Origin of the sequence: Streptomyces sp. PA03-5A (assembly GCF_033792725.1) — a bacterium.
Classification (GTDB): domain Bacteria; phylum Actinomycetota; class Actinomycetes; order Streptomycetales; family Streptomycetaceae; genus Actinacidiphila.
The window spans coordinates 76,214-93,014 of record NZ_JARAVL010000040.1 but is presented as its reverse complement, the minus strand read 5'-3'; the positions used below and the strand labels follow the sequence as shown (position 1 = coordinate 93,014).

General features: G+C 74.7%; 17 protein-coding genes. 7 read left to right on the top strand and 10 right to left on the bottom strand.

The window, feature by feature from the left end; genetic code table 11:
• Nucleotides 1-95: 95 nt before the first annotated feature.
• Nucleotides 96-383 carry a DUF4031 domain-containing protein gene (locus PV410_RS36545; protein ID WP_500330372.1) on the bottom strand — a complete coding sequence of 96 codons (288 nt, stop codon included), beginning with the start codon at nucleotides 381-383 and terminating at the stop codon, nucleotides 96-98.
• Nucleotide 384: 1 nt separating this feature from the next.
• Complete coding sequence (locus tag PV410_RS36540) at nucleotides 385-771, bottom strand: DUF8819 family protein (RefSeq protein ID WP_500330370.1); 387 nt, start codon at nucleotides 769-771, stop codon at nucleotides 385-387.
• 83 nt (nucleotides 772-854) lie between these two features.
• Between PV410_RS36540 and PV410_RS36535 the strand changes: the two genes are divergently transcribed.
• A complete protein-coding gene (locus PV410_RS36535) occupies nucleotides 855-1,751 on the top strand; it encodes a MurR/RpiR family transcriptional regulator (protein WP_500330379.1) in 897 nt (298 codons plus the stop codon).
• Nucleotides 1,748-2,683 (top strand): N-acetylmuramic acid 6-phosphate etherase, encoded by a 936-nt coding sequence (murQ, locus tag PV410_RS36530; RefSeq protein ID WP_500330369.1) that lies wholly within the window; start codon nucleotides 1,748-1,750, stop codon nucleotides 2,681-2,683. Before PV410_RS36535 ends, murQ begins: the two co-directional genes overlap by 4 nt.
• 22 nt (nucleotides 2,684-2,705) lie before the next feature.
• Here the strand turns inward: murQ and PV410_RS36525 are convergent, their stop codons facing one another.
• Nucleotides 2,706-4,751, bottom strand: coding sequence for a HelD family protein (locus tag PV410_RS36525; RefSeq protein ID WP_500330368.1), 2,046 nt, complete (start codon nucleotides 4,749-4,751; stop codon nucleotides 2,706-2,708).
• Between the two features lie 260 nt (nucleotides 4,752-5,011).
• Here PV410_RS36525 and PV410_RS36520 point away from each other — a divergent pair, with 260 nt between their 5' ends.
• Nucleotides 5,012-5,185, top strand: a complete 174-nt coding sequence (locus PV410_RS36520) for a hypothetical protein (protein WP_500330367.1) — start codon at nucleotides 5,012-5,014, stop codon at nucleotides 5,183-5,185.
• Between the two features lie 35 nt (nucleotides 5,186-5,220).
• Here the strand turns inward: PV410_RS36520 and PV410_RS36515 are convergent, their stop codons facing one another.
• Nucleotides 5,221-6,852 carry a DNA repair helicase XPB gene (locus PV410_RS36515; RefSeq protein ID WP_499512482.1) on the bottom strand — a complete coding sequence of 544 codons (1,632 nt, stop codon included), beginning with the start codon at nucleotides 6,850-6,852 and terminating at the stop codon, nucleotides 5,221-5,223.
• 151 nt (nucleotides 6,853-7,003) lie between these two features.
• On the bottom strand, nucleotides 7,004-9,421 hold the full coding sequence (locus tag PV410_RS36510; RefSeq protein WP_500330365.1) for a helicase-associated domain-containing protein: 2,418 nt from the start codon (nucleotides 9,419-9,421) through the stop codon (nucleotides 7,004-7,006).
• Between the two features lie 300 nt (nucleotides 9,422-9,721).
• On the opposite strand from PV410_RS36510, the gene PV410_RS36505 reads away from it, so the two are divergent.
• Entirely contained in the window at nucleotides 9,722-10,579 is an 858-nt protein-coding gene (locus tag PV410_RS36505; RefSeq protein WP_500330364.1) for an HAAS signaling domain-containing protein, read from the top strand.
• Nucleotides 10,580-10,589: 10 nt separating this feature from the next.
• Nucleotides 10,590-11,234: an HAD family hydrolase gene (locus PV410_RS36500; protein ID WP_500330362.1), complete on the top strand. Its 645-nt coding sequence runs from the start codon at nucleotides 10,590-10,592 to the stop codon at nucleotides 11,232-11,234.
• Here the strand turns inward: PV410_RS36500 and PV410_RS36495 are convergent.
• Entirely contained in the window at nucleotides 11,204-11,449 is a 246-nt protein-coding gene (locus tag PV410_RS36495) for a hypothetical protein (protein WP_500330361.1), read from the bottom strand. The two genes, PV410_RS36500 and PV410_RS36495, sit on opposite strands and share 31 nt — an antisense overlap.
• 186 nt (nucleotides 11,450-11,635) lie before the next feature.
• On the opposite strand from PV410_RS36495, the gene PV410_RS36490 reads away from it, so the two are divergent.
• Nucleotides 11,636-12,019: a cold-shock protein gene (locus tag PV410_RS36490; protein WP_319161765.1), complete on the top strand. Its 384-nt coding sequence runs from the start codon at nucleotides 11,636-11,638 to the stop codon at nucleotides 12,017-12,019.
• A gap of 21 nt (nucleotides 12,020-12,040) precedes the next feature.
• Here the strand turns inward: PV410_RS36490 and PV410_RS36485 are convergent, their stop codons facing one another.
• From PV410_RS36485 to PV410_RS36470, 4 genes are all read right to left on the bottom strand, one after another.
• Entirely contained in the window at nucleotides 12,041-12,901 is an 861-nt protein-coding gene (locus PV410_RS36485; RefSeq protein WP_500330360.1) for a 1,4-dihydroxy-6-naphtoate synthase, read from the bottom strand.
• Nucleotides 12,898-13,599, bottom strand: a complete 702-nt coding sequence (locus tag PV410_RS36480; RefSeq protein ID WP_500330358.1) for a futalosine hydrolase — start codon at nucleotides 13,597-13,599, stop codon at nucleotides 12,898-12,900. The genes PV410_RS36485 and PV410_RS36480 overlap by 4 nt, the downstream gene beginning before the upstream one ends.
• Nucleotides 13,600-13,625: 26 nt before the next feature.
• Complete coding sequence (locus tag PV410_RS36475) at nucleotides 13,626-14,096, bottom strand: hypothetical protein (protein WP_499512475.1); 471 nt, start codon at nucleotides 14,094-14,096, stop codon at nucleotides 13,626-13,628.
• Nucleotides 14,097-14,170: 74 nt separating this feature from the next.
• Entirely contained in the window at nucleotides 14,171-15,550 is a 1,380-nt protein-coding gene (locus PV410_RS36470) for an MFS transporter (protein ID WP_499512474.1), read from the bottom strand.
• 214 nt (nucleotides 15,551-15,764) lie between these two features.
• On the opposite strand from PV410_RS36470, the gene PV410_RS36465 reads away from it, so the two are divergent.
• Entirely contained in the window at nucleotides 15,765-16,667 is a 903-nt protein-coding gene (locus tag PV410_RS36465; protein WP_500330356.1) for a DUF3027 domain-containing protein, read from the top strand.
• The last annotated feature ends 134 nt before the right edge of the window (nucleotides 16,668-16,801 follow it).

Here is a 16,801-nt window from a genome sequence, read left to right as displayed (position 1 = left end):
AACGACGACCCCAAGCCCTTCGTCTGGACGAAAACCGCAGACGAAATCTTCGAACGCCTCGCCGGATATCTGAACCGAATCAACGACTCAGGACACTAGGTCCTGCCGGCCTCACCCTGGGGGGACCTGCGCTTGGGGCGGCGCAGGCCGGCCTCGGTGAGGTGGCGCAGCAGTTCCTTGCTGCCGACCTCGACGGCGCCCGCGGCGACGGCCGAGGCGTAGCGCTCGCTGGGGACGTCGTAGTGGTCGGCGTCGAAGGCGCGGCGGGGGGCGCCGATGGCGGCGGCGAAGGCGTGGAGCTCCTCGTACGAGGTGTCGCTCACCATGTGGGACCACATGCGGCCGTGGCCCGGCCAGGTCGGCGGGTCGATGTAGACGGTCACGTCAGCGGGGCCCGCCGAGGGTCGCGGACAGGCCGCCCACGGGGGCGACGGCCTCGCCGAGCGATTCGCACACCCAGTGCGGGTCGGGGCCGAGTTCGGGCTCCACGTCGAGGGCGTGCGGGTCGGCGCAGCGAGGGCAGAGCGGCCAGCGGCCCATGCGTTCGAGCAGGGCGTCCTTGACGTCCTGGGCGACCAGCCCCGCGACGAACGCGGCGCCGTCGGGCCACTGCTCCACCCACCAGCGGCGCTGGGAGACGGCGTCCTCGACGAGCGAGACGATGTGTGCGTCGGCGACGCCGGTCGCGGTCAGGTCGGCGAGGACGAGCGCGCGGGCGCTGTGCAGGGCCGCCTCCAGGCCGGCGGAGGAACCGGGTGCGTCAGGATCCATGGCCCCCATTGTGGACCAACCGCCGCGCAGGCGTCCTTGACGCCGTCAGGAGGTGAAAATAGCTTTCGTCCGTGGCCGAGAAGATGAAGGAAACCTTCAACACCGGCGGGCTGGCCGCCAAGGTCAGGACCATGGCCCCGTCCATGACCCGGTCGATGCAGCGGGTCGCGGAGGCCGTGGCCGCGGACCCGGCGGGCTGCTCCCGGCTGACCGTGACGGCGCTTGCGGCCCGTACGGGGACGAGCGAGGCCACCGTGGTGCGCACCGCGCGCGTGCTGGGCTACCCCGGGTACCGGGACCTGCGGCTCGCGCTGGCCGCGCTGGCCGCCCGCGTGGAGGCTGGGGCACCGCCCGCCGTCACCCCGGACATCGCGGTGGACGACCCGCTGGCCGACGTGGTCGCCAAACTCGCGCTGGACGAGCAGCGGTGCCTGGCCGACACCGCCGCCCAGCTGGACGTGGCCCAGCTGGAGGCGGCCGTGGCCGCGCTGGCCGCCGCCCGCCGCATCGACGTCTACGGGATCGGGGCGTCCAGCCTGGTCGCCCAGGACCTGGTGCAGAAGCTGCTGCGGATAGGCCTGGTGGCGCACGCCCTGGGGGACCCGCACCTCACCCTCACCAACGCGGTCCAGCTGCGCCAGGGCGACGTCGCCGTGGCCATCACGCACTCCGGCCACACCCACGACGTGGTCGAGCCGCTGCGCGCCGCCTTCGACCGGGGCGCCACCACCATCGCCGTGACCGGCCGGGCGGACGGCACCGTCACCCAGTACGCCGACCACGTGCTGCTCACCTCCAGCGGCCGGGAGAGCGAACTGCGCCCGGCCGCCATGGCCAGCCGCACCAGCCAGCTGCTGGTGGTGGACTGCCTGTTCGTCGGGGTCGCCCAGCGCACGTACGACACCGCGGCCCCGGCCCTGTCCGCCTCGTACGAAGCCCTCGCCCACCGCCACAGCCCGCGAAGGAACCACCCGCAATGACGCACGCCGAGCTCCGTCGCGAGCTGGACCACCTCGGAACCGAGGCCTTCCGTGCCGAGCTCGCCGAGGTCGACCGGCTCCCGACGCTCGACATCGCCCGGCTGATGAACGCCGAGGACGGCACCGTGGCGGCCGCCGTCGCCGAGCAACTGCCCGTCATCGCCGCCGCCGTCGACGGCATCGCCGCGCGCATGGCCCGCGGCGGCCGCCTGGTCTACGCGGGCGCGGGCACCGCGGGACGGCTCGGCGTGCTCGACGCCAGCGAGTGCCCGCCGACCTTCAACACCGCGCCGGGCCAGGTCAGCGGGCTCATCGCGGGCGGGCCCACGGCGATCGTGGACGCGGTCGAGGGCGCCGAGGACAGCGGGGAACTGGCCGCCGCCGACCTGGACGCCCTCGGGATCGGCCCGGACGACACCGTGGTCGGGGTCTCCGCCTCCGGCCGCACCCCGTACGCCGTCGGCGCCGTGGAGCACGCCCGCGCGCTGGGCGCGCTGACCGTCGGACTGTCCTGCAACCCGGGCTCCACGCTGGCCGCCGCGGCCGACCACGGCATCGAGGTCCTCACCGGCCCGGAGTTCCTCACCGGCTCCACCCGGCTGAAGGCGGGCACCGCGCAGAAACTCGTCCTCAACATGCTGTCGACGATCACGATGATCAGGCTGGGCAAGACCTACGGGAACCTGATGGTCGACGTGCGCGCCTCCAACGACAAGCTGCGCGCCCGGTCCCGGCGGATCGTGGCCCTGGCCACCGGCGCGCCCGACGACGAGATCGAGGCCGCCCTCACCGCCGCCGGCGGCGAGGTCAAGAACGCCGTCCTCGTCGTCCTCGGCGGCGTGGACGCCCCGACGGCCGCCCGGCTCCTGGCGGAGGCGGACGGCCATCTGCGCGCGGCACTGCTCGCGGCCGTCGCCGACGACCGCGGGTGAGCATGCGCGCGCGGGCGTGGAGTCACGCCGCGCGGAGCGCCTGCGGGAGGGGCGCCGCGTGGAGGACCGCCAGGCCCGAGACGGCGCGGGTCAGCGAGACGTACAGGCGGCGCAGGCCGGTGCGCTCGTCGGGCTCGCCGTCGACGACCGCGGCGGGCTCGTCCAGCACGACGTAGTCGTACTCCAGGCCCTTGGCCAGGGAGGCGGGGACGAGCGTGAGGCGGACCTCGGGCGTGGTCTCCTCACCGGGTGACAGGTACGGCAGGCCAGTCGCCGCCAAGGCCTCGGCCAGTGCGGGCACGCGCGCGTCGGCGGCGATCAGGCCGATGGACCCCTCGCGGTCCAGGGCCCGCCGGCAGGCGTCGAGCACGGCCGGGGTCAGCCCGCCCGCCGGGACCTCGGTCACCGAGAAGGCGCCCGGGTTCTCCCGGACGGAGGTCGCCTCCTTCAGGCCGGGTGCGATCTCGGGCAGCAGCCGGGAAGCGTAGGCGATGACCTCCAGCGGGACGCGGAAGCCCTGGGTCAGCTCCTCGACCCGCGAACCCGGCTTGCCGAGGTGCTCCAGCGCCTCCTCCCAGGTCCCCGTCGCCCACGGGGTGGTGCCCTGGGCGAGGTCGCCCAGCACGGTCGCGGAGCCGGTGGAGCAGCGGCGGCCCACCGCCCGGTACTGCATGGGGGAGAGGTCCTGGGCCTCGTCCAGCACGACGTGGCCGAGCGAGGCCGTGCGGTGCACCAGGTCGTGGGCCTCGTCGACCAGCACGGCGTCGGCGGCCGACCACTTGGCGGAGGCGGCCGAGCGGGCGGGCTTCTCCCAGAGGATCTCCTTCTGCTCCTCCTCGGTCAGCACGCCTTCCGCGCACACGGCCAGGAACTGCGGATCGGACAGCAGCCGCAGCACCGTCTTCGCCGGGTCCACCGGCGGCCACGCCTCCTTCACGGCCGCCTTGACCGCCGCGTTGCGCGCGACCGCGTCCTGCACCCGGTCGTCGGGGGCCTCCCCGGCCGCCTCCATCCGGACCAGCACGGCGTGCGCGATCCGCTGCGGCAGCGCCTCGCGGGCGGCGCCGTAGCGGATGTCACGCTCCATCAGCTCGCGGACCAGCTCCTCCAGTTCGTACGCCGGGACGCGCCAGCGGCGCGAGCCGCGCACCACGACCACCGGCTCGGTGGGCATCCGGATGCCGGAGCGGACCGCGCGCCGCAGCACCTCGGCCATGCGCGCGTCGCCCTTGACGCCGGCGGCGGCCGCCGAGTCGGTGCCCTTGACCGGGACGTGGGCGACCAGGTCGTCGACGGTGGCCTGCTTGACGCTCAGCTCGCCCAGGGCGGGCAGCACCTGCTCGATGTAGTGCAGGAAGGACGCGTTGGGGCCGATGACGAGGGTGCCGGTGCGGGCCAGCCGTTCGCGGTGCGCGTAGAGCAGGTAGGCCACCCGGTGCAGGCCGACGGCGGTCTTCCCGGTGCCGGGCGCCCCCTGCACGCAGACCGTGCCGCCGACCCCGGCGCGGACGATCTCGTCCTGCTCGGGCTGGATGGTGGCGACGATGTCGCGCATCGGGCCGACGCGCGGCCGCTCGATCTCCTGCTGGAGCAGCTTGCTGGAGGTCTGCGCCTCGTCCGGGTCGGTGAGGTGCTCGTCCTCGTACGCGGTCAGCTCCCCGCCGGTGTAGCCGAAGCGGCGACGCAGCGCGACGTCCTGCGGGTCGGTGCGGGAGGCCCGGTAGAAGGGCTGGGAGACCGGCGCGCGCCAGTCGACGACCATGGGGTCGCCGTCCGCGTCGTGCACGTGGCGCCGGCCGATGTAGAAGCGGTGACCGGCTTCGGCGCCGTCCGCGTAGTCGAGACGGCCGAAGAACAGCGGGGTGTGGGCGAGGTCCGCGAGCGCCTTGATGCGGGCGGTGATCTCCGACTGCAGCACTTCCGCGTTCACCCAGTTGGCGGTGACGTCCCGGATGTCGAGGGCCTCGACGTCGGCGCGCATCGCGCGCAGGGCGGAACGGGACGAGGCGAGGTGGGAGCGTTCGCGGTCGAGCGGATTGTCGGTGGTGAGGGACTGTTCCCCTGGCACGAGTTGCCTCCGGCGGCACGTAGGGCATGGCTCAGCCGGCCCCTGACCTGCGCGCACGGGGGCGCGGGGCGGGGCGCTGTCCTGATACGGATCACGACTCGGGCCGACCGGTTTCCGTCCGGCCGGTGGCGCCGTCCCTCAAGGGGGCGGGCGGCAAGACGCAGGATCTTACGCCTCGGCGACGGCAGGTGCTAACCGGTTTTCCCCCGCCCGTAGCCGGAACCTCTGCCCAAAGGGTCACGTATGCGTACATTGGGGGCATGGCACGACCAGTGGTCTCCCGCGTCCACGGCAGCACCGCCATCGCCGAGGACCCCGGGCACCGGCATCCGGTCCACCCCGTCGGGGACGCCCTGCGCGCGGTCCGGGTCTACGTCGCCACGGCCGTCCGCGTCGTGGTGCTGGGCCAGGACGGCTCCGCCGCGCACGACTGACGCGGCGGGCCTCCCGGCGCGCCCCCGCGGACGGGTCAGAGCAGCTCGTCCGCGTCGACGATGCGGTACGCGTACCCCTGCTCGGCCAGGAACCGCTGGCGGTGCGCGGCGAAGTCCTGGTCGATGGTGTCGCGGGCGACCACGGAGTAGAAGCGGGCCTCGTGACCGTCCGCCTTCGGCCGCAGCACCCGGCCGAGGCGCTGCGCCTCCTCCTGACGGGAACCGAAGGTGCCCGAGACCTGGATGGCGACCGTCGCCTCCGGCAGGTCGATCGAGAAGTTCGCCACCTTGGAGACCACGAGCACCGAGATCTCGCCTTGCCGGAAGGCGTCGAAGAGCTTCTCGCGCTGCGCGTTGGTCGTCTCGCCCTTGATCACCGGCGCCCCGAGGTGCTCGCCCAGCTCGTCGAGCTGGTCGATGTACTGGCCGATCACCAGCGTCTGCTGCCCGCGGTGCTTGGCGACCAGCGCCTCGGCGACCTTGCGCTTGGTCGCGGTCGTCGCGCAGTAGCGGTACTTCTCCTCCGGCTCGGCGGTCGCGTACGCCAGCCGCTCGGAGTCGGTCAGGTTGACCCGCACCTCCACGCAGTCGGCGGGCGCGATGTAGCCCTGCGCCTCGATCTCCTTCCACGGCGCGTCGAAGCGCTTGGGACCGATCAGCGAGAAGACGTCCGACTCACGGCCGTCCTCGCGCACCAGCGTCGCCGTCAGGCCGAGCCGGCGGCGGGCCTGGAGGTCCGCGGTGAACTTGAAGACCGGCGCCGGGAGCAGGTGCACCTCGTCGTAGACGATCAGGCCCCAGTCACGGGAGTCGAAGAGCTCCAGGTGCGCGTAGACGCCCTTCCGCTTGGTCGTCAGCACCTGGTACGTGGCGATGGTGACCGGACGGATCTCCTTGCGGGTGCCGCTGTACTCGCCGATCTCGTCCTCGGTCAGCGAGGTCCGCTTCACCAGCTCGTGCTTCCACTGCCGGGCCGAGACCGTGTTCGTCACCAGGATCAGCGTCGTCGCCTTCGCCTGCGCCATCGCGCCCGCGCCCACCAGCGTCTTGCCGGCGCCGCAGGGCAGCACGACTACGCCCGAGCCGCCGTGCCAGAAGCCCTCCACCGCCTGCTCCTGGTAGGGGCGGAGCTTCCAGCCGTCCTGGTCCAGCTCGATCGGGTGCGCCTCGCCGTCCACGTAACCGGCCAGGTCCTCCGCCGGCCAGCCCAGCTTGAGCAGCACCTGCTTGATCTGGCCGCGCTCGGAGGGGTGGACGACCACCGTGTCGGGGTCGAGCCGGGCGCCCACCAGCGGCGTGATCTTCTTCGAGCGGAGGATCTCCTCCAGCACCGGACGGTCCGTGGAGGTCAGCACCAGGCCGTGCGCCGGGTGCTTGCTCAGCGTCAGCCGGCCGTAGCGGGCCATCGTCTCGGCGACGTCCACCAGCAGCGCGTGCGGCACCGGGTAGCGGGAGTACTGCACGAGCGCGTCCACGACCTGCTCGGCGTCGTGCCCGGCGGCGCGGGCGTTCCACAGCCCCAGCGGGGTGATCCGGTAGGTGTGGATGTGCTCGGGCGCCCGTTCCAGTTCGGCGAAGGGGGCGATGGCACGCCGGCACTCGTCGGCGAGCTCGTGGTCGACCTCCAGCAGCAGGGTCTTGTCGCTCTGGACGATCAGGCAGGACACGCAAACCTCCGCGAATGGGCGGGCCGGGACCGGGAAGGGGGCCGGGCTGAACTATCCATGGTCCCCCATCCCCGGGGGGAAACGTCCCCGTCCACCGGATCGATACCGCGCCCCGCCCCGGGCGGCGTCCCGTCCCCGCCCCGCGGCAGGGTCACGCCAGGTCGTCGGCGAGCTCGGCGACACCCGTTATCCGGTGCAGCGCGAAGGTGCGGACCTCGTCGGCGGTGTGGTCGTACGCGGTGACGAACCCGCCCTCCACCCGGATCGGGCCGATCACGCGCTGGCTCGCCGCGCCCTCCGCGTTGACGTAGCCGATCCACACCGACTCGCCGGTCAGCACCGCCGCCTGCATTGTCGCCAGCGTCTCGGCCGCCGCCGTGCGCGGCAACCGGCCGTCGCCGTGGCCGCCGGGGCGCTCCGCGGGCTCCCTGCGGACCGCGGTCGAGGCCCGGTCACCGGCCCGGATCGCCTTGACGGCCGCCCCGAGGAGTGTCCCGTCCGGGGTCGGCGGCCCGTCCACCACGGGTACCGGCGCGCTGCGCGGCGGGGTGCGCCGGGCGTCCGCGCGGGTGATCAGCACATCGCCCTCGGCGGACTCGGCCGCCGGCGCGTGGCCCAGCGCGCGCAGCCGCTCCAGCAGCGTCGCCGGATCGCTCTGCGCCGCCAGCACCGTCGGCGCGAGGCGGCGCAGCCCGAGGCCGGCCGCCCGGCGGTCGGCCAGCAGCTCGCTGAGCAGCGCGTCGTCGTCGCAGCGCACGTACGCCGAAGCCGCGCCCACGCGCAAGCGTCCGTGCCGGCGGGCGACGTCGTCCACGAGGTAGCTCAGCGGCTGCGGCACGGGCGTGCGCGAGTGCGCGGAGAGGAAGGCGTGCAGGTCGGCGGCGGTGCGGCCGGCGTCCAGCGCCCGGCGCACCGACTCCTGGGTGAAGCGGAAGACGGTCGCGCCGCCCTTGGACTCCACGTCCGCCAGGACGTGCAGGGTCTCGGCGAGGTGCGGCTGCAGAGGGCCCGGTGCGACCGCCGTCAGATCGGCCTGGAGCAGCACGTGGTCCAGCGGTTCCGGCAGCAGCGGCCCGAGCAGCACGGCCGCCGCGTCCCCGGAACGCCGCAGCAGCGCGCGGCCGTGCGCCGCCAGCGCGCCACGGCCGGTGACCCCCAGCATCTCCGCCTCCGTCACCGTCCAGCGCACCAGGTCGGCGCGGAGCGGGTCCATCGAGGCGCCGCCCCGCAGCGGTCGCTCCCAGCGCAGCCGGGCCAGCAGCGCGTCCTGGTCCGCCGAGGCGCCCTCGGGGAGCGCGGCCAGCAGCTCCAGCGTCCGGCGGCGCACCTCCGGGGCGAGCGAACGGTCCAGGTCGGGGCCGAGCGCCGCCAGCGCGCGGCCCTTCACGTCCCGCGTGCCGACGACACCCGGTACGCGGGTGGCGGCCAGCCACGCCGTGACCAGGGCCGCCCAGCGGTCCTCGGCGGGCAGCGCCAGCCACCCGTCGGTCGCTGGGGTCGGCGCGTACGCCTCGTCCAGCTCCCCGTCCGCGGCGACCAGGCCCGCGGCGTACGCCACCTCCACCCAGAACGCGGCCAGCGGATCCGGCACGTCCAGTGCCGTGGCCACCCGCTTCAGGTCCCGCACGCTCAGCCCGCCCGCACGCAGCACCGGCGGACCGCCGGTCTCCCACTGCTTCAGCAGCTCCTCGACCGTACGGACCGCTGTGAAGGCCTGACCCGCGGCGGTCCTGTCCACAGCCTGTGGATCGTGCTGCTTCGGCTCCACGGCCGGCGCGACCGGCTCCGGGGCGCGGTGCGCCCTGCCGTCGCGCAGATGCAGGGCCACCTCGCGGGGGAGCACGACGTTGCGCGCCCCGGCCGGCAGCAGCAGCCCGCGCTCCAGCAGCCAGGCCACCGGGGGCGGCGGCACCGACACGTCCGCCACCTCCCCGTACGGCGGGCCCCACGCCAGCCTGCGCAGCACCGCCACGGCCTCCGGGGGCGCGCCGTCGAGCAGTGCCGCCATCCGCGCCCGGTTGGCGAACAGCGAGGTCAACGACCCGACCGCGCTCACCGGGTCGTGCGTGGGCGGCAGCCTGGCCACCGTGAGGATCTGCTGCAACCGCGTCGGCGACATGCCGGAGGTCGCCTCGGCCACGGTCGGCCCGAGGCCGGTCGGGGACGGGGTCCCCGCGGCCGGGGCCAGGATGTCGCGCGCGGTACGCACCAGGCGCAGCCGGTCGTCCCCGCCCCACAGCAGTGCCTGCGCCCGCAGCGTCGCCACCGCGCCGGGCAGCGCCTCCGCCGACTCCGGGCCCATCAGCGCGGCGAGCGCGTCGTGCCCGGCGCCGTCCGGCGCGACGGCCAGGGCCTCGGCGGTCTGCAGCGTGAACCGGTCCAGGCGTTCGAGGGCGCGGACGACGGAGGCGCGGGTGCCGGCGCGGGTCGCCAGCTGCGAGAGGTCGTTCGGGACCGGGTTCAGCAGGTCCGGGCGCGCCCGGAGCAGTGCGGACAGCGCGTCGTCGCCGCGGGCGCGCAGATCCTCCGCGAGCGTGCGCGGCGCCGCCGCGGGGCCGTCAGTGCTCATCTCCCCCACATTAGCCCTGCCCGTCCCCAACCCATGGTGGGCGTCGCCCCCGCTTTTCCCCAAGCGTGCCCGGTGCGGGTGTGTGGGGTTGTGGGCAGTCGTCCCCGGGCACGGGGGTCCCCCGGCCGAAGGCTGGGGGAGGGTGGGCGCACCCCACCCACCGGGGTGCGGACGCCGGAGCATCCCGCGGTACCGCACAGGCGCGGCGCCGTCGTGGGGTTGCGCCATCCCGCTTCGCCTCCGGCGAGCGGCCGACCCGCAACCATGCCCGGGCGCGGCCCGGGGCGGTAGCGTCGGGGCATGGGTGCGGAGGAGAGCGACCGGCTGGTACTGGACTACCTCAGCAAGGTGGGGGACCTGGCACAGACCGCCCTCCCGGCGGACCGGCGGCGGGACCTGGTGGCACGCCTGCGCAAGGACATCGACCGGGAGCGGCACGGCAGCGACAACCCCGCCGTGGTGCGGCGGATCCTGGGCCGGCTGGGCGCCCCGGACGCCGTGGTGGAGGGGGAGGCCGCCGCCGCGGTGCCCGCCCCCCGCACCCCGGCGGAGCCCGCACCGGCGGAGCCGCAGTGGTGGCGGCTGCCCGACCAGCGCACCCAGTCGCCTTCGCCTTCGCCGTCCGCGTCGCGGACGTTCCTGCCCGGTGACGAACTCGCCGGGCTGCCCGGCATGACCGGTGGCCTGATCATCCCGCTGACCCCGGAGGAAGAGCCGGAGGCCGCCCCGGCCGCCCCGGCCGCCAAGGCCGAGGCCGCGCCCGAGGCCGAGCCGGACGCCGCGCCGGCCACGCGCCGCGGGCCGTGGCGGTGGCGGGCCGGTCTCCTGGAGTCCGTCGCCGCGCTCCTGCTGCTGACCGGCGCCGTCCTCGGCTCCTGGATCGCCCTCCTCGCCGGGTGGGCCGTGGCGTACGGCTCACGCCGCCTGTCCCGCCGCGCGTCCCGGTTCGCGGCGCTGGGCCTGCCGGGGCTGACCGCCGCGGCCGCGCTGATCTGGATCTGGGGCCGCTTCGCCGGACGGTGGGGCGAGCCGATCCCCGAGGGCGGCCTGGACTCCGCGATCGCCGACGCGCTGCCCACGGTCGTGCGGATCGCGGCCGTCGCCTCCGCCGCCTTCCTGCTCTGGCGGGGGAGCAGGGCCGGCCGGCGGCCTCGTTAGAGTGGCTGCCATGCCCGCTTCCCAGCCGACGTCCCCGATAACGGTCGGGTTCGACCTCGACATGACCCTGATCGACTCACGGCCCGGCATCAAGGCCACGTACGAGCGCCTCGCCGAGGAGACCGGTGTCTTCGTCGACGCCGCGCTCGCCGTCACCCGCCTCGGGCCGCCGCTCGACTGGGAGCTGGCGCACTGGTTCCCCGCGGAGGACGTCCCCGCGGTCGCGGACCGCTACCGGGCGCTGTACCCCGAGTTCGCCATCGCCCCGACCCCGGCCATGCCCGGGGCGCGCGAGGCCGTCGCCGCCGTGCACGCGGCGGGCGGGCGGGCCGTCGTGGTCACCGCGAAGCACGAGCCGAACGCCAAGCTGCACCTCACGCACCTGGGCCTGGAGGTCGACGAGGTGCGCGGCTGGCTGTGGGCCGAGGCGAAGGCCGAGGCGCTGACCGAGTACGGGGCGGCGGTCTACGTCGGGGACCACGTGGGGGACGTCGTCGGGGCCCGCACGGCCGGCGCGCTGTCCGTGGCGGTGGCGACGGGCCCGGTCACGGCGGACGAACTGCGCACCGCGGGGGCGGACGTCGTGCTGGCCGACCTGACGGAGTTCCCCGCCTGGTTCGCCTCCTACGCCCCGGACCCCGGCGCCGTCGCCTGACGGCTTTGCGCCCGCGCGGAGCGCAGCAGCCCGGCCAGGGCCAGCGCGAAGCCGACGCCCATGAGCATCGACACCAGGTAGGCGGCGGTCGGCAGCGGGTCGGATCCCAGGAAGAGCGGGGCCACGGTGGCCAGAGTGCCGAGCGCGCCGACGACGAAGACGGCGGCGCCGGCGCGCACGAGGAGATCGCCGGGTTTCCGGGTTTCGGTGGTCACCGGACCAGGGTAGATCGCCCGGGGAAGTCGCAGCGCACCGGCCGGACGGTGGCCGGGGCAGGAAGACCACGGAGTCTTGTCACACGCCCCTGGGCCATTAGCCTTATGGGCAGCGGGTCTGCCAAGAGGCCCGCTGTCTTGCTATCCAAGAGCTTTTTTCTGTCTACAGCGAGGACGAGGTCGGACGTGCCTACCGGCAAGGTCAAGTGGTTCAACAGCGAGAAGGGCTTCGGCTTCCTCTCCCGCGACGACGGCGGCGACGTCTTCGTGCACTCCTCCGTCCTGCCGGACGGCGTGGCCACGCTGAAGCCGGGGCAACGAGTCGAGTTCGGCGTCGTCGCCGGACAGCGCGGTGACCAGGCGCTGTCGGTGACCCTGTTGGAGCCGGCGCCGTCCGTGGCGGCCGCGCAGCGGCGCAAGCCCGACGAACTGCTGCCCATCGTCCAGGACCTCACCACGCTGCTGGAGGACGTCGCCCGCTCGCTGCAGCGCGGCCGTTACCCGGACAAGGCCCACGGCCACAAGATCGCGTCCGTCCTGCGCGTCGTCGCCGACCAGTTGGACGTCTGACCCCCCCGCCCGGGTGCGGGCTCACGACTCGAGCGCGTGCGGACCGAGGGGTGGCACCAGTCCCTCGGCCGCGGCCCGGGTGAGCAGCCCGCGGACCGCCGCGTAGCCCTCCTCGCCGAGCGCCGAGGTGAACTCGTTCACGTACAGCCCGATGTGCTGGTCCGCCACCTTCGGGTCCATCTCCTGCGCGTGCTCCATGACGTAGCCGCGTGAGGCCTCGGGCTCGTCCCAGGCCATGTGCACGGAGGTGCGGGCCGCGGCCGCCAGTTCGCGCAGACGCTCCTCGCCCAGGGAGCGCTTGGCGATGATCGCGCCGAGCGGGATGGGCAGCGTGGTGGTCTGCTCCCAGTGCTCGCCCATGTCCGCGAGTTTGTGCAGCCCGTAGTCCTGGTAGGTGAAGCGCGCCTCGTGGATCACGAGCCCCGCGTCCACCCGGCCGTCCCGTACCGCCGGCATGATCTCGTGGAACGGCAGGACGACGATCTCCCCGACGCCGCCCGGCACTTCGGCGGCCGCCCACAGCCGGAAGAGCAGGTACGCCGTCGAGCGCTCGCTCGGCACCGCCACCGTGCGCCCGCTCAGGTCGGCGCCCTTGCCGGTGCCCTCGTCCCTGGTCAGGACGAGCGGGCCGCAGCCGCGGCCCAGCGCGCCGCCGCAGGGCAGCAGCGCGTACTCGTCGAGCACGTAGGGGAGCACCGCGTACGAGACCTTCAGGACGTCGAACTCGCCGCGCTCGGCCATCCCGTTGGTGACGTCGATGTCCGCGAAGGTCACGTCGATCGCGGGCGCGCCCGGGACCAGGCCGTGCGCCCAGGCGTGGAAGACGAAGGTGTCGTTGGGGCACGGGGAGTAGGCGATCCGCAGTGCGCGCTCTTGGCTCATGTCCGGTCTCCAACGTCGAGTACGGCGGGTTGCTTCCCGAGCCGGGCGAAGGCGTCGGCGAGCGCGTCGAGCGCCTCCCCGATCCGCCAGGCCGTGCGGTCGCGCGGGCCCACCGGATTGGACACCGTACGGATCTCCAGGACGGGCAGCCCGTGCGCCGCGGCCGCCTCCGCGACGCCGAAGCCCTCCATGGCCTCGGCCGGCGCGCCGGGGTGACGACGCGTCAGCTCCGCGGCCCGCCCGGCCGTCCCGGTCACCGTCGACACCGTCAGGACCGGCCCGTACGCCGCGCCGAGCACGTCGGCGACCCGGCGGGACAGCGGTCCCGGCGGCCGGTGCTCGGAGGTGCCGAAGCCCAGCTCGGCGACCGGGAGGAAGCCCTCCGGGCCCTCCGCGCCCAGGTCGGCGGCGACGATCGCGTTCGCGACGACCACCGAGCCGACCGGTGCGTGGGGCTGGAAGCCGCCGGCGATCCCGGCCGAGACGACGAGCCCGTACCGCGCCGCGGTGAGCGCCGCCGCCGTGCCCGCCGCCGCGGCGGCGGGGCCGACGCCCGCGGCCAGCACGTCCGCGAGGGCGGTGCGCAGCAGCACGCGGCCACCCGGTACGGGCTGCTCGGCGGGCGTGCCGCCGAGCCCGCGGACGACCGCGTCGCGTTCCGCCGGGACGGCGGTGACGACGAGGAGGCGGGGCATCATGACCTCGGCGGAGTCAGCGGACGGTTTCAGCCCGCCGACTTCAGCTTGAACTGCCAGACGCCGAGGTAGTCCTGGGCGCCGGCGGTCTCGATGATGTTGAGGGTCACCTCGCTGGCCGCGGCACCGGTCTGCGCGTCGGAGAGCAGGGTCTCGGCGTCGAAGGAGCGGTAGGTGGTGTCCTTCAGCAGCCCCGACTTGCCGGAGGTGCCGGCGGCCACGACCCAGCCCTTCTCGGCGATCGCGGGGTCGACGCCGATCCGCACCTTGTCACCGGGCCGGACCGTGATGGTCTTCTCGGGCTTGCCCTGCAGGCATGCCAGGAAGACCTGCTCCGAAAGCTTCTTCCCGTCGAGGTAGCACTTGCTGGTGGCCTCGGTGGTCACGGTCCTGTCGCCGACGGTGACGGTCGCCAGGGGGGTCGGCTTCTCGCAGGCGGAGAGGGCGATCAGCCCGAGGGACACGGCACCGAGGGCGGCGGCACGGCGGCGATTGCTCATGAAGGTGAGGCTACCGGGCGGTCGCGCTCCCGCTACGCGGGGGGCCCGCTCGTGTCCCCTGGCCACCCCCCCGCTCAGACGGTGCGCGGACGTGTCGCCCGTCCCCGGGCACCCGTCATCAGGCCGCGGACCGAGAAGGTGACGCCGAGCGCCACCAGGGCCGCCCCCACCGCCATCCCCAGCGTGCCGTTGAGCGGCAGGACGATGCCGATGGCGCCGCCGATCACCCACGCCAGCTGGAGGGCGGTCTCCGAGCGGGCGAACGCCGAGGTGCGCACCTCCTCGGGCACGTCCCGCTGGATCAGGGCGTCCAGCGAGAGCTTGCCCAGCGCCTGCGCGATGCCCGCCGCGGCCGCGACGACGGCGATGGTCAGCACGCCGTACCAGGCCGCCGCCACGCACGTCGCCGCCAGGGCGGCGGCCAGCGCGCTGATGATGATCCGCTCCGGTCCGCGGTCGCGCAGCCAGGAGCCCAGCGCGGTGCCGAAGGCGTTGCCGGTGCCCGCCGCCACGGCGACCAGGCCCAGCGACACCGGCCCCGACAGGCCGCCCAGCGGATGCTCGCGCAGCAGGAACGCCAGGAAGAGGGTCAGGAACCCCGACAGCGCCCGCAGCGCGGCGTTGGCCTGCAGGGCGTGCAGCACCGGGCCGCCGACGCTCCGCAGCCCCGGCCGCTTCTCCCGCCACTGCCGGCCCAGGCGGTGGTGCTCGACCTCCTCACCCGAGGTCAGTTCGGCGCGCGCCTCGCCCTTGGCGGAGTCCACCTTGTGCGGGAGAGAGAAGGAGAGCAGCGTCCCGACGACGAAGACGACGAACGCCCCGTACAGCGGCACGCCCGGCCCGATCAGGTGGAGCAGCCCGCCGATCGGCGCCGCCACGGCGGTGGCCAGCAGGCCCGTCAGGCTCACCCGGGAGTTCGCCTTCACCAGCGTCGTACGGGCCGGCAGCAGCCGTGGCATCACCGCGCTGCGCACCACGCCGTACGCCTTCGACGCCACGAGCACGCCCAAGGCGGCCGGGTACAGCTCCAGTCCGGCGGTCGCCACCACCCCGGCCATCGTCCAGGCCAGGATCGCCCGGGCCAGCATCGACATCGCCATCGCGGCGCGCCGGCCGTGCGGGATGCGGTCCAGCAGCGGCCCGATCACCGGGGCCAGCAGCGCGAACGGGGCCATCGTGACCAGCAGGTAGAGCGCCACGCGGCCGCGCGCCTCACCGGTCGGCACGGAGAAGAAGATCGTGCTGGCGAGCGCGACGGTGATCAGCATGTCGCCGGCCGAGTTCACCGCGTGCAGCTCGATCAGCTTCGCCAGGCCCGACTCGCCCGCCCCGCCCGAGTGCGTGTGACGCCGGACGCGCCGCACCACGGCGGACGACGTACGCTGCGTGGCGCGCGCGACGGCGTTCCCCGCCCTGCGAACCGGTCCCGGGCCGGACGTCACTGTGCGTGCCACGCTCGCCAGTCTGCCCTACCGGGCGGCTTTCCGAACGGGGCGCGCACCGATAGCGTGCGATCGCGCAGAATGGAGTCATCAGGTGCGCCCGTGGACGTACGGGCAGGCAGCGTTTGAAGCGGTCCTCCGGTCCGCTCCGCCACCGCCCCGCCCGACCCTCGGCGGCGCACGCGTAAGACGGCGTAGGAGAGAATCGATTCTTGTGAGTGCTGCGATGCGAAGCCGTACCCCTGACCGCCTGTGCGCCGAGGCGGTCGACCTCGCCCTCGAAGCCGCCGTCGAGGCCTTCGGCGAGAAAGCGGTCGGCGAGCACCTCGGGGCGGTCGCCGAGGGCGACCGCGTCGTCACGCACCTGTTCGACTGCCGTGAGGCCTCCTACCGCGGCTGGCGCTGGGCGGTCACGCTCACCCGCGCCTCCCGCGCCAAGGCCATCACCTTGGACGAGACGGTCCTCGTGCCCGGGCCCGAGGCCATCCTCGCGCCCGAATGGGTGCCGTGGAGCGAGCGCCTGCGCCCCGGCGACCTCGGCCCCGGCGACCTGCTGCCCACCGAGGCGGAGGACCTGCGCCTGGAGACCGGCTTCTCCGGGGAGGACGCCCCGCCGCCGAACTCGCCGGTCTCCGAGGAGATGGCCGAGCTCGTCGAGGCCGAGGACGCGGACGTCTCCGGCGGCCCCCCGGCGACCCTGCCGATGGCGCCCACGGTCGGCACGATCGCCGCGGTGGCGGAGGAGATCGGCATGGCCCGGCCTCGCGTGCTGTCCCGGTACGGTCTGCACGTCGCCGCGGACCGCTGGGAGGACGAGTACGGCCCCAAGGCCCCGATGGCCCAGGCCGCCCCCGCCCAGTGCGTCTCCTGCGGCTTCCTCGTCCCGATCGCGGGCTCCCTGCGGCAGGCCTTCGGCGTCTGCGCGAACGAGTTCTCCCCGGCCGACGGACGCGTGGTCTCCCTCGCCTACGGCTGCGGCGCGCACTCGGAGGCCGCGGTCATGCCGAAGACGCCCCGGCCCGCGCCGCCCGTCCTCGACGAGACCGCGATCGAGCCGCTCCCCCTCCACCCCGACCGCCAGGGCTCCGTCGAGGACACCACCCCGGCCGAGGAACTCGGCCACAGCTGACGGCTCCGCCGCGGCCCGGGGCGGCGGGTCCGGTGTCCCCCGCTCCGCCGCCCGACCGCCCGCGCCGCGGATGGCGCGCCTCGGCGGCCGTGTGGCCTCCGCCACACGCCCCGCCTGGTCCAGGTCGGGGCCGC

Excerpts from the sequence above, each read along its gene's own strand:
- PV410_RS36535 (WP_500330379.1), top strand. The coding sequence starts at position 855 with ATGAAGGAAACCTTCAACACCGGCGGGCTGGCCGCCAAGGTCAGGACC.
- PV410_RS36520 (WP_500330367.1), top strand. The coding sequence starts at position 5,012 with ATGGCACGACCAGTGGTCTCCCGCGTCCACGGCAGCACCGCCATCGCC.
- PV410_RS36480 (WP_500330358.1), bottom strand. The coding sequence starts at position 13,599 with ATGATGCCCCGCCTCCTCGTCGTCACCGCCGTCCCGGCGGAACGCGAC.
- PV410_RS36505 (WP_500330364.1), top strand. The coding sequence starts at position 9,722 with ATGGGTGCGGAGGAGAGCGACCGGCTGGTACTGGACTACCTCAGCAAG.
- murQ (WP_500330369.1), top strand. The coding sequence starts at position 1,748 with ATGACGCACGCCGAGCTCCGTCGCGAGCTGGACCACCTCGGAACCGAG.
- PV410_RS36485 (WP_500330360.1), bottom strand. The coding sequence starts at position 12,901 with ATGAGCCAAGAGCGCGCACTGCGGATCGCCTACTCCCCGTGCCCCAAC.
- PV410_RS36540 (WP_500330370.1), bottom strand. The coding sequence starts at position 771 with ATGGATCCTGACGCACCCGGTTCCTCCGCCGGCCTGGAGGCGGCCCTG.
- PV410_RS36475 (WP_499512475.1), bottom strand. The coding sequence starts at position 14,096 with ATGAGCAATCGCCGCCGTGCCGCCGCCCTCGGTGCCGTGTCCCTCGGG.
- PV410_RS36465 (WP_500330356.1), top strand. The coding sequence starts at position 15,765 with ATGCGAAGCCGTACCCCTGACCGCCTGTGCGCCGAGGCGGTCGACCTC.
- PV410_RS36500 (WP_500330362.1), top strand. The coding sequence starts at position 10,590 with ATGCCCGCTTCCCAGCCGACGTCCCCGATAACGGTCGGGTTCGACCTC.
- PV410_RS36510 (WP_500330365.1), bottom strand. The coding sequence starts at position 9,421 with ATGAGCACTGACGGCCCCGCGGCGGCGCCGCGCACGCTCGCGGAGGAT.